Genomic DNA, 13130 nt, shown 5'->3' with positions numbered 1-13130 from the left:
CCAGTTCGGATTGACCAGGATCACCTGATTTATTCATTAAATAAATTTTGATTAACCCGCAAGGGATATAATGGATATTAATAGTCTTCTAATGATATATTGTAATGATTTTTTTGTTTGGAGGAACATATGAAAAAACGGTTAACGCTTCTTCTTCTGGTCGTCACGGCTGCCATTCAGGTACTGGCCCAGTTGCCTGTGATTCAGGATTTCCGGGGTACCACAGCTCCAGGCTGGACATTGGGCAACAATACCACCCTTACCGCAGCCAGTGGTGTCGATAGCGATGGCAGCGGATGGCTTCGCCTGACACGGGGGAACTATTCAGAACTCGGATATGCCTGGTTGAATCAGGACTTCTCCGCCTCATCCGGCCTGGTCGTTGAATTTGATTTCGTCGAATGGTCTTCCAATTTCCAGGGAGCTGACGGAATCAGTCTGATTCTTTATGATGCCGCAGATGGCGCTTTCACCCCAGGCACCGGTGGTGGCGATCTCGGTTACTTTAATGCCCCCGGAAATGTCTTTCTGGGAGTCGGAATTTCTGGCACATACCCGGCTGGCTTTACCGGAAGTGCCCATTCAGTGGCGGTTCGATCTTCAAAATCTTCCTCGATGTCGTCACTGGCAGCCGGCAGTTTACCATCAACTCCTCTTGGATTCGGAAATGCAAGTTCCCGACCCACCGATGGAAATCCCTCGAATAACCGTCGTATACGAGTTAAATGGTCGGTAGATGATTCTCTGCTTATCGATCTTAAAGCAGGTGAGAATGACTTTGTTCGGATCATCAGTATTGGCAATTTATCATCCGTGCTGGTCATGAACCCATCCGCGTTCCGGATTGCTCTGGTTGGTTCCAACGGCGGACTCACGGCCTTTCATGAAATCCGCAACCTGATTATTGATTCCGATGTGGCCACCAAAACCAGTAGTGCCACACAGGTCACCGAAACCTCTGCAAGATTAAATGGGTATGTTTATGCAATCACCGGTCCGACCACGGTTCAGTTTTCATACGGAACCCAATCAGGAAATCTCACAGAATCGGTAGCTGCTGTTCAATCTCCTCTTGCAGATTCCGGGTATTTTGCTGTCCATGCCGATCTGACTGAATTGACACCCGATACCAGATATTTCTATCAGGTGGAAGCCACCAATGATTCGGGGGCTTTCAGCGGTGGTGAAGTGGCCCTTTATACTTTCCCCACTGAACCGGATACGCAACCATCGCTTTTATCGACCAGTCCATCCAGCAGGTCTGCCACCATCCGGTGGACTCCGGCAGAAGGGACCGAAACCATTGTTCTCATGAACACCAGTGAATCCTTAACAGATTTTCCATCAGATGGTCTGTTTTATAACGCATCGGGATCCTTCGAAAACGGACCCTTTATCGGAAATTCAAAGGTCGTTTATTCGGGTCCGGCTGATTCGGTCGTGGTAACCGGATTGACCGACGAGACCACTTATACAATTCTGCTGTACAGTTATCAGACGGGATCCTTCGGTAAACCCAATTACCTGACTGTTGAACCGGGAACAGGAACCCTGACCACCGAACCACTTCCCTTTATCCTGGCAACCAGTGATTTCAGTAACGGTCACCAGAACTCAAAACTGGCCGATATGAATAATGACGGCAACCTGGATATCATTTCCTTCGGGGATTTTCTGTATGTCACCATGGCAGATGGTGAGGGTGGTTTTTATGAGCCGTTTAACACTGATATCAGCAATGGATCCAATGGGTTAGTTGCCCTTGAAGTTGCCGATTTTAACAATGATGGTCTGACAGACATCTTTTTTAACGGATTCAATGCCACCGGGATTCTTCTGAATGGTGGAGAGGGTCCTGTTTTGGTTGAATCTGAGACTTTCCCAACCGGTTACAACCCGATCAGTGCGGTCCTTGATTTCAACCGTGATGGCCGGACGGATATTCTGCTTTCCAATTCAGAAACACCCAATTTCCTTCTTTTTATCAACAATGGTTCCGGCTTTGAAACCATCGAACTGGATATTCAGGGCAAGCAGATGGGAGGAATTGCTGTTGCGGACTTTAATATGGATGGATATCAGGATTTTCTGTTCACGGGTTCTCAGGGCGATGCCTACACAGGAAGGCAGGCAGCCCTTTACCTGAGTGAATCAGGACAATCATTTACTGCCTCAGGAATTTCTCTTCCCGGCGTGCATTTCGGCGATGTGAAAGCAGCCGATTTTAACAATGATACGTGGCCCGATTTCATTTACTCGGGATCTACAGGTGATGGTGGTCGTCTGCTGGTGGTAGGTGTGAATGATCAGGCAGGCGGATTTACTCTTCATACCCGGGCGTTTGTCGAAGAGGAAGGACCACGCAAGGTTTCCCGCGAACAGGCACCCAGCACCTATGAACTTCCGGACCCGATGGCGGCTGTGGGAATCGGAGTTGCCGATTTCAACATGGATGGTTTTACCGACGTAATGATGTCGGGCACCATCGGTGGCGACCTTCAGGGACAAACCGCTATCTGGCTGAATGCCGGTATGGATGGCTTTGTTAAGTTTACCGATATGCCATTCCCCGATATGTATATTTCACGCATCTCAACCGGAGATATCAATCTGGATGGTGCACCCGATGTGGTGGTAACCGGGTCGGCCTATATGGAAGAAGCCAACGGGTATTACCTGTTTGCCAACGATTTAGCCGGGTCTAACTCATCACCTGAATCGCCTGCAGATTTGTTCTCTGAAGTGGAAGGAAACCGTGTTTCACTTTCATGGGGTGCTGCCACTGATGATAAATCAAACAGCCTTCAATATGCCGTCCGGATTGGGGCAAGCCTGACTGGAAATGAAATCCTGTCTGTGGTGACCGATGAAGTGGGTCACACCGGCATCCCTGACTACCAGAACGCAGGATTTTCAACCAACCTCGACCTGTTCTCACTGGAACCTGGTAAGTATTACTGGCAGGTTCAGGCAATCGATGCCGGGTTTGCTTCTTCCGGTTTTTCAGCTCCCGATTCATTTGAAGTATCCCAACCACTTCCGATCGGTCCTCCCACCGGATTAACCTTGTTCATGGATGGCGATACGTTGGTTGCTACCTGGAATCCGGTTGAAGTTGATTCTCTCAGATACTACCACTACTATCTGGGAACGAAACCCGGCGCCTGGATTCAGGATGGATTCACCGAAGAAAGAAATCCGCTCGACACACAAGTCCGGTTCACAAACCTTCCGGCCGGAATGAAATATTATGTAGCCGTGGCCTCCGTTGATACCCTAAACACTGAAGGGCCGGCATCATTCGCCAGAAGCCTGTTCATTTCCCCCTTCCAACTCATCTATTCAACCAGTGTTACTAACAATCGGGAAAGCATGGTATCTGCCGATCTGACTCAGGACGGACTGATGGATCTGATTTTCACCGGCGATGGTGCTCAGATTGGCGGTCGTCAGTCTGGTCCGGTTGTTGGTCAAACCAATGCGGTGGAAACCGAGGGTCTGAACATCGTCATTAATACATCTGAGGTTCCGGAAGCGGATTTCTTCACATCGGTTCCCACCGGAATTCTAAATGCCGAAGCAGTTGCGGCAGCCGATTTTACTGGTGATACACGACCCGACATTCTTTTCGTTACAAACGAGGGAATCGGAATCTTCGTCATAGCCGGCGAGGGATACGGTGTGTATCCGGTTTCAGAGAATAATTATGCCATGGGTTACCCCGATCTGGTAACGGGAGATTTTAACAATGACCTGCTTCTGGATTTTGTTGTCGTTTCCAATAATGGATCTGCCATTTATTATCAGACAGAACCCGGCTCCTTCAGTCAATCCCTCCTGCCATTTGGTGCCATTGATGATGGCTCCATCTCAACCGCCGATTTTGATCTGGATGGCGATCTGGATCTTCTGGTTACCGGATATCATTCTGTTGGAGGAGGAGGCGGCGGTGGAGAAGCAGCTATCTCTGCGATCATCCCTTCCGACGATGAAGTGACCCTTCTTTTCGAAAACGTGGGTGGTGAAACCGGATGGGAACTGGTTGAAACAGACTTCCCTGGCGTGTATCGCGGCAATGCAGAATTCGCTGATTTTAACGGCGATGGTTATCCCGATATCGTCCTTAATGGTGCTGGCGGAAACTCAACCCGGTACCTGAAAGTGTTCCGCAACAACGGGGATAAAACGTTCACCGATCTTTTCGTTCCTGCAAACGGACTCGCACGCGGATCGGTCAAAACCGGTGATCTGAACAATGATGGACTGGCAGACTTCGTCTATCTCGGGGCGTACGTCTCTCAGAATTATTATTCCATGAATCTGTTCCTCAGCAACGGAGATGATACATTTACTGCTGTGGACTCCACCATCTTTAATCCGGTTTATGACGGAGAACTCACACTGGGTGATCTGGATGGAGACGGAGACCTGGATATTTCAGTATTGGGTAATTTCCGTGGACAATCTGGCGGGCAACCCACTGTTAGTGCAGATGGTGGACCTGTGGAGACTCCCTCCCGGCTCGATGTTCTGACCGGTGACTATCTGGCTGTTTACCTGAACAAATACGGCCACTCCGTTACCCGACCAGCCGCACCATCCGATGTACTGGTTACCTCGAACTATGATACCTTGTTTGTCAGTTTCGACATGGGAGCCGATGAGGAAACACCGGCAGAGGGTCTGACTTACAATCTCAGAGTCCGCCCGGTCGGGTGGGAAGGTGGCTATATTGAGGTGTTTCCAGCCGGTTCAGATAGTATCACGGGGGTCAGTTATTTGGCTGCCAACGGGTTGATATCAGGCAGCAGGTCGTGGGCGTTCCATTCGGTACCCGATGGAAACTACTGGGTCAGCGTTCAGGCTGTTGATGCCGGATTCCAGACATCCGAATTCAGCGAGGAAATCCTGATCACTGTGAATCAGGCTGTCCCTGTTGTGTTGGCCACCTTTAATGTGGCGGTCACACAACAAACCGTAACCCTTAACTGGACCACCAGGACAGAAACGGCCAATGCCGGGTTCAACATTCAGCGTCAGATTGCCGGCGATGATTCGTGGCAATCGGTGGGTTTCGTGCAAGGAAACGGAACCACCACCGACCCACGTACCTATCAGTTTTCCGATAAGCCCGGAAATGGCTCTTTCCGGTATCGACTCGAACAGGTCGATCTGGATGGATCGGTTAACTATTCTTCCGTACTGGAAGTCGTCATCAATAAACCGGCTGTCTTTGCATTGGAGCAAAACTATCCGAATCCGTTTAACCCTTCCACCCGGATTAACTATTCCATTGCAACCCCCGGACAGGTGAATCTGTCCCTGTACGATGTGTTGGGTCGGAAAGTCCAGGAATTGGTAAACGAACAAAAACCAGCCGGAAGCCATTTCTTCGATCTGGATGCAAGGCAACTCTCGAGCGGTGTTTATTTCTATCGTCTCGAATCGGGTTCCTTCAGTCAGATCAGAAAAATGACCCTGGTCAAATAATTCATCTTCATCAACCAAAAGGCCCGTTTAAAAGCGGGCCTTTTTTATTTAAGGTCTCACGCATGAAAACATGGTTCCTCATCACCGGATTAATCTTTCTCTCTTCAGCCAGTTCTGGCCAGCCAACCGTGGTTGTGAATGCGGTTTCCTCTGTCACCAGTACAGGCGCCACTTTTACCGGTGCGGTCAGTGCAAATGGCTCGCCAACCATTAACCGTGTGCTTCTTGGTCTGACCCCTACCAGTTTTTTTGACTCGGCCGGTACCATTCCCGGCAACCAGTCTACCAAAATTACCGGTCAGAATATTAGCGTCACCCGTACCTACCCCGGTACGGCCAACAATCCACCGGCGTTAACGCCCAACACCACCTATTATTACGCCATGGGTGCGAAAGGCGATAATGGCCTGTACACCCGCTCCGGGGTTCAATCCTTCACCACTCCGGCGCTTTCAGCCCCAGACAGTTTTTCTGCCCATCCGAATACGGTAAATAGCACGGAACTCACGCTGATGTGGAAAGGGCAAAGTGAACATGTCCGCGTTAACGGTTCAACAACCACATTTCCTTCCACCCCCACCTCTGCCACTCAGGTTTTTTCTGGAAATGCCACCTCTGTCTCGCTCAGCGGACTCACAGATTCAACAACCTATTATTACCGCATCTGGGGCAAGGCGGCTGCCTCTTCCACCTACACATCTGGCTTTATGGACGTCATTGTTGCCACCCCGGGAAATTCCGGAAAAACAGGTATCTCCATTCCGGCCGGGTACACCTCCAGATTGGTTCCCGGATCTAATCATCTGGTTTTTGATATAACCAATAACACCGGCGGGGCGGGTTCTCTGCGGGTCGAAAAAACGATCGGACCTGTAAACGGACTGGTACCGGAAAGTGGACAGGCACCTGAAGGTGTCATTTTCCTGACGAGCCTGGCCAATGTGCTGTGGACGGTAACCCCGCAATCGCTCAGCGGAATAACCTACCGTCTCATTATCGATGTCAGTCAGTTTTCAGGACTGGAGAATCCTTCCCGGTTGGTTTTGCTTCAGCGTGCCTCACCGGAATCGTCCTGGGAGCCTGTCAGCAATCAGAGTGGTGTAACGGTAACCACCGATAGCTATAATCGCCTCATTCTGTCAGGTCTGACCAGCTTTGGAGAATTCACCCTTGGATTTAACGAAGCCGATTACACCGTGCCGGTTGAATTATCCTCCTTCTCAGGCTGGGTCTCCGGGGATCAGATTCTCCTAAACTGGACCACCAAGTCTGAACTGAACAATTACGGATGGGAAGTGCAAAAGAAGAATTCAGACCCCTCGGGAACTTCAGGGTCCGGAAGTCAGAATTCGGAAGAATGGAAAACGGTCGGATTTGTGGCTGGTAACGGAACGACCAATTCACCAAAATCGTATTCCTTCCAATCACCAATCATGGTCACTGAGCGGAGTCGAAGTGCCGTTCTCAAATCGCTCTTCCGTCTGAAGCAACTCGATCTGGATGGAACCGTGTCTTACAGTCAGGTTTTATCCATCAGAAATACTCCTTCCGGATTTCAATTGCTGGGCAATTATCCGAATCCGTTTAATCCTGCCACCAGGATCAGATTTCAGTTGTCAACGAGCAGTCAGGTCAGTTTGCAGGTGTACGATGTGACAGGAAGGTTGGTTTTCTCCCGCGAGGATGGTGCCTTGGATGCAGGTGTGCACTCTTTTGAATTCAATGCAGCCGGCCTTTCAAGCGGACTGTACTATTACCGGCTTCAGGCGGGCAACCAATCGGCAGCAGGGTCGATGGTAGTGTTGAAGTGAAAGGTGGGTTTGGTTCCGTAATCAGCATGATTCATTCAACCTTAGCCGGAACCATTGGGTAACCAGTTCGAACCTTCCCTCCTTTCTAAACAAAAGGATACTGATGGTTATGTCTTCATGAAAAGGCCAGATTTCCTGCACCAATCACAATTGCTGTTCTTTAAATGTATTCTGAGTTCTGACTCTTGTCTCAGGAATTCCGTTTCCCGGATTTTTCCTCACGCACTCCGGTCCTCATTCAGAAAATCATAGGCTTTCTGAATGTCGATAAATTTGTCACTGGCTGTCTTTCGCTCTGCTTCGGTTGCTGTTGGTGGGATACGGTCCGGGTGATATTGCAGCGCCAGTTTCCGGTAGGCCTTTTTGATCTCTTCAGCAGAAGCACCTTCCTGAAGTCCCAGAATCTCAAGTGCTTCACGGGTTGTATAGCCCTTTTTATGCATGAACCGGTCCAGAATCGATTCCGAAATACCAAAGGACCGGCAAATCTGGCGCAGTGCGTCCAGTTCATCCCGGTCTATTTGTCCGTCAGACTGGGCCACATCCACACACAGAAGAATGATTACCTGGTAGCTTTCCGGACGAAGGAAGGAGGCGATTCGTCTGACGTGAAAATTCAGATCAATGGGAGCTGTTTTATACCGGTCGATGGTTTCATCGATGTATGCCGAAATTGCCGCTTCCGGCCCGAGTTGAGCGGAAAGTATAAAAGACCTGATTATTTCCCGTTCGCGGGGATATAGTCTTTTATCGGCCCGTGCCACATGCATGGCCAGAGCCACGAGACTTTCAATCATGACTTCCACCCGGTATGGAAACACATTGCCGGGTTCCATCATGGGCTGACCGGTTGTGTAAAAGCTGCTTCCCGATCGTTGCTGATTTCGTTTGGATGAAATGACCAACCCGATGATGAATCCGAGAATCGCACCAATGGGTCCGAAAATGATTAAGCCGAGTATTCCAAAAATCCAGGCCACTTGCCCGCTCTCCGTTGTTTAAGTCGTTAAAAAGTCACATACCTGGTGTTTGAAGGTATGAATGTGACGGTTAAAGAAATGATCGCACCCGGGCAGAATCGTCAACTGATGGCTCTGCCAACCCGAGTCAGTAAGAAACTGCTTCATGGCCTCTGGTGACACAAACTCATCCTGGTCTCCCTGTATGAACAAGGCAGGAGCCGGTAACAGAAACGACTCGGGAATCAGGCCAAAAAATGTAACAGGGAGACCTGCAAAAACCAGCTTTTCAGGCTTGAACGCATAGTTCCGAAGAAAATTGAGCAGGGTTCTGGATCCGAAGGAAAAGCCGGTCAGGGTTACCGGAAGGGGGCCGTACTCTGTCTGGCACCATTCAAGCACCGCCAGAAGATCCTCAGCCTCACCAAAGGTTTCTCCATACTCTCCTGTGCTCTTTCCGACGCCTCTGAAATTAAACCGGATGGAAAGATGGCCCGTTTCTCTTCCGGCATCAGCAAGCGCATAGGTGACCTTGTTATGCAGGGTTCCGCCATGAAGCGGGTGGGGATGCATGGCGATGAGAATCCGTTCCGGATCACGGGGTAAAAAAAGAACCGATTCCAGTTGCCCATGTGGTGCAGGAATCAGTGTTTGAACAATCCGGAATGCCATACAATCAGCGGGAAACGATACTGGGATAGAAAGAACCGGACAGGTTCATTCAATGGAAACCTGTCCGATGTTGAATGTCAGTTTGATGCAGTCAGAACCGAGCCGGGAGCAGCAAGGTACCGGTTCAGCCAGTCAATTTGTGCCTGGCTTGCTTCAAAGGAGTTCTGTGAATAGGCAATCCACGCTGCCAGAGCTTCTGCTTCACGATCCGTACCGATAAAGGAAGGCAGATTGGACTGATAGATGTTATTCTCGCTTCCCCACCGGATAATCTTTATAAAATCCAGAATTTCCTGATAGGTTTTCCCCTGGCAGAAGGTGGTCAGTTCATTGAATCCGGAAGGGATTCCCGATCTGAACTGCAGGTCATAAAGTTCCTTGCCTGCGGCCAGTAAATTTTCATCGGTTACCGATTTATGGACAGTCCATCTGGCTTTCTCCAGAAAGCCGGTATTCAGGTCATCGGCCTGCGACAGTCTTATCGAGTTGTTGTAGGAGTATCCGGCAATGGCATACGGATTTCCGATCAACATCCGGGAATACTCAGAAACGGCACTGACAGACAGAGCCAGGAGAACCATCCAGAAGGCCATGGATCGTTTAAAGCCGTCAGTATTCAGAATACCACCCAGGAATGCAAAAAGGAACAAGGCCACCGATCCGAAAACGGCCCCCAGAACCAACCGGGAAAGGAAGGAATGATTGTCTGAGGCAAACCCGGTAAATCCATCCGTCAGTTTACCAGCCACAACAGGGTCAATGGTATTCAGGTACCAAAAAAGTGCAACAGGCATCAGCAGAAACGGATAAATTACAAATGACGCGCTGAATTCACCCAGCGCGCGCTTGGTCTGGCTGGCGGGAAGAACCGATAGTGCCACAAACGCCCACACGCCTGCAGCAGAGACCGATACCAGCAGCCGCAGGAACAATGAAGCCAGATAGGAGGTATTAAACCACGCATCCTCAAAATTTCCGGTTTCAAGCCAGAACCCTGGTGTTTGCTGAAAGCTGAGGGTGGCATTGGCAACAAACAGGGTGATCAGACCAAGAATAGCCAGACTCCATGAAAGTTCTGACTGAATGGCTACATCCCCTTTCTCAAGCGAGCGGACCAGCACGAAAAGCGTGGCTATTTCAAGAATGTAGGCCAGTGCCTGAAGAATCCAGACCCAGATAAATTCAAACACAATGGTGGTAAGGGTATCGGGTGAATGCAGGATGTGCACCAGCCACATACCCAGCAGAGCCAACGGACCTGCCACGGTGAGAACACTCAGGGCTGTTCTGGAAAGGGAGGCAATGAATTCACGATATCCATCAGCGTTATTCAATCCGGAATATTTGACCAGAAAAGCAGTATAAGCGCCAATTCCGAAGGCCGATAGAGTGGTTAACGTAAAGATTGAATGGGCAAGAATCATGACCCAGCCAGAAACCGTATCAGACATTCCCCAAACCGGATAATTCATGGTGTTTCCTATCTCTGTAATGTTAGTGACTGGCTACTGCCTGATAAGCCAGAACGGTAAAAATGATTAAACCGGCCAGCACGGCAGCCGAGAAGTACATGACAAGACGGTCCCGTTTATGACCCCAGAACGGAACGGTGATCAGCAGCAGTCCGGTCAGACCAAACAAAATATTACCGATCTCATCGCTTTGAAGTATGGGGGTATTGGGTATCAGTTTCAGAATCTGGAACATGGCCATGAAATACCATTCCGGATGGATACCTTGTGGTGTGGCTGCAAGCGGATCAGCCTCTGGTCCCAGTCCCCACGGGAAGAAGACCGCAATAAGGATGAGACCATTCAGTGCAATCAGCCAGACCAGGAAATCATCATACATGAAGGTCGGAAAGAACTTCACATACTTTTTCTTTTCTGGAGGCAATGCCTTGAAGCCGTCCGGCTCACTGATACCCTGTACCTGAATAAAGAACAGGTGCGCACCCAGTGTGCCGATCATAATAATGGGAATCACCCACACGTGCAGGGCAAAAAATCTGGAAACCGTATCATGTCCGACCTCAGGTCCGCCCTTCAGGATGTCCCCGATTAAAGGCCCGATTCCGGGTACGGCTGTTGCAATGTTAATCCCAATCTTGGTAGCAAAGTAGGCCAGTTCATCCCAGGGAAGCAGGTATCCGCTGAATCCCATTCCCATGGAAAGTCCGAGCAGTGCAAACCCGGTTATATACGTCAGTTCACGTGGTCTGCGGTAGGCCTTCATGAACAGGACCGAGAACATGTGAACAAACACGAAAAAGATCATCAGGTTCGCCGCATAACTGTGGATGGACCGTATCAGCCATCCGAAAGCAACCTGCTCATTGATGAATTTTACAGACTCATAAGCTTCCTTCCCCGGTGTGTAGTAGAACAGGAGAAGAATACCGGTGATAATCTGTACAGTAAAGAACATGAGCGAAAGACCGCCCATGTAGTACCAGAAGGAATGCCTGTAGGAAGGAACTTCCTTCTTTGCCAGGTAATCGATCAGTCCCTGGATCTGATACCGGTCGGCAAGCCAGCCCAGAATTCCGCCGGGGGTCTGCGTATTGGATGAAGAATTCGATTGATCTGCCATGGAATGATTCCGGAAAATTATGCTTTGGTTACAGTGATTTCACCATTATCAGCAACGGTGACCTTGAATTCCTGGATCGGTTTGGGAGGAGGCCCGGCAATGTTTTTTCCGGTGGCGTCATAGACACCCAGATGGCAGTTACAGAAAAACCCTTCTCCGGAATGACCGGGGGCCACTGTTGCCAGATCTTTCTGATAGACCACATTACAACCCAGATGGGTACAAACCGCTGTAAAACTTTTCAATTCCCCATTCAGGTTCTTAACCAGCAGGGCCGGTTTGGTTCCGAATACGAAGGATTCACTCGAACCTGGTTCAAGGGTTTTAACACCCAGATTAATTTCGCTCACATCCTTCACAACCTCTTTCTGATGAGGTCCCAGATACCGGAGGATCGGGTAAAAGATGGCAGCTGCCCAGATAGCAGCCAAAGTCCGCAGGGAATAAGTGACAAATTTCCTGCGGGCGGGTTGTGGTGTGGTTTCCTGAGACATGAGAGATACCGCTTTAGTTTGATTTCTTGAATTTGACGTATTGACCAGCCAGATGGGTTGCATACCAGATGCCCACCACGAGCAGGAAAACAAACAGGAACAGATTTCCATAGTCGGGTTGGACGGTTATCTGATCATGGTTAATCAGGCCAGGGATGAGAGCATCATCGGTGGCAATCATGGCCATCCATTGCTGCATGACAATGATAAAAAAGGCCGGGACCAGACCGGCCACAAATATGCCTTTTTCATGGATTTTATTTGCCAGAACAATAATGGGAACGGCAAACACAACCGAAGTGATGTAAATAAGGAAAATATGACCATCAATAATACGGTCATAGGATGTCTGTGGAAGCATCAGTAACCACCAGAACATTAAAAGAATGGCAAGAACGGCCGAAACGGTAAAACCGTAAAATCCATGTTCCATGACGGCATCCCGGTCTTCCGTCTGTTCATTAAACATGGCCACAGTGTTAATCAGCAGAAAACCGCCCATCAGTGAGTGACTGATGAACCAGAACCATGATGGAAGAAAGATAGACAGTCCGTGCGAATAGGGACCTGCGGCTTCACCCAGTAAAACGGATTGAACGGCTGACGGACTCAGCATCAGAGAACTGGTGTTGGTCACCAGCCAGGAGAACCATCCGGCAATAACCGTGGTGAGGGCAAGTGCAATCCAGATCGGTTGACCACTGGTATCCGAGCGGCCAGAGCAGATTCGCAGATACACATACAAGGCAAGAGCCAATACACCGGCAACCAGCCACTGAGTTCCATGAGCGATCACTGCAGGGTAGAGCGCCTGTCCGTAAACCACCTGGGTCAGAAACAGCGGCAACAAGGCGGTAACCACCGTGAAGGTGAAAAGCGCCGGGATCAGCCGGGTGGTGGAAACCACGATTTGTCGGCTGACTCCCCCACTGTTCTGGCGGAAGAAGTGAAACAGGCCGATCAGAGCAGCTCCGAACAGGAAATAAAAAAAGACAAGATGAGCTGAAGCAGTCACCATCATGAGAAATTTGAACAATCCCATGTCTGCGGGGACCGGGTAACCGGCCGGTCCGGCAAAAAAACGATCCAAGGAAACCTCCTGTTTTACCAGT

8 protein-coding genes are annotated in these 13130 nt (G+C 49.6%); 2 read left to right on the top strand and 6 right to left on the bottom strand.

Going from position 1 to position 13130, the window contains the following annotated elements; translation table 11 throughout:
• Window positions 1-129 precede the first annotated feature (129 nt).
• A complete protein-coding gene (locus HUU10_08990; GenBank protein NUQ81731.1) occupies window positions 130-5490 on the top strand; it encodes a VCBS repeat-containing protein in 5361 nt (1786 codons plus the stop codon).
• A gap of 62 nt (window positions 5491-5552) precedes the next feature.
• Window positions 5553-7301, top strand: coding sequence for a T9SS type A sorting domain-containing protein (locus HUU10_08985; GenBank protein NUQ81730.1), 1749 nt, complete (start codon window positions 5553-5555; stop codon window positions 7299-7301).
• 218 nt (window positions 7302-7519) lie between these two features.
• Here HUU10_08985 and HUU10_08980 read toward each other — a convergent pair whose 3' ends face one another.
• The 6 genes from HUU10_08980 to HUU10_08955 form a co-directional block, all read right to left on the bottom strand.
• Window positions 7520-8281, bottom strand: a complete 762-nt coding sequence (locus tag HUU10_08980; GenBank protein NUQ81729.1) for a DnaJ domain-containing protein — start codon at window positions 8279-8281, stop codon at window positions 7520-7522.
• A gap of 18 nt (window positions 8282-8299) precedes the next feature.
• A complete protein-coding gene (locus HUU10_08975) occupies window positions 8300-8932 on the bottom strand; it encodes an alpha/beta hydrolase (GenBank protein ID NUQ81728.1) in 633 nt (210 codons plus the stop codon).
• Between the two features lie 77 nt (window positions 8933-9009).
• Window positions 9010-10404, bottom strand: coding sequence for a hypothetical protein (locus HUU10_08970; GenBank protein NUQ81727.1), 1395 nt, complete (start codon window positions 10402-10404; stop codon window positions 9010-9012).
• Window positions 10405-10426: 22 nt separating this feature from the next.
• Entirely contained in the window at window positions 10427-11524 is a 1098-nt protein-coding gene (locus HUU10_08965) for a cytochrome b N-terminal domain-containing protein (protein ID NUQ81726.1), read from the bottom strand.
• Between the two features lie 17 nt (window positions 11525-11541).
• Window positions 11542-12018, bottom strand: a complete 477-nt coding sequence (locus HUU10_08960; GenBank protein ID NUQ81725.1) for a Rieske (2Fe-2S) protein — start codon at window positions 12016-12018, stop codon at window positions 11542-11544.
• Between the two features lie 13 nt (window positions 12019-12031).
• On the bottom strand, window positions 12032-13108 hold the full coding sequence (locus tag HUU10_08955; GenBank protein ID NUQ81724.1) for a hypothetical protein: 1077 nt from the start codon (window positions 13106-13108) through the stop codon (window positions 12032-12034).
• Window positions 13109-13130 lie beyond the last annotated feature (22 nt).

The sequence above is a fragment of the Bacteroidota bacterium genome, from assembly GCA_013360915.1.
GTDB lineage: Bacteria > Bacteroidota > JABWAT01 > JABWAT01 > JABWAT01 > JABWAT01.
This window is presented reverse-complemented; position numbering and strand designations above follow the sequence as displayed.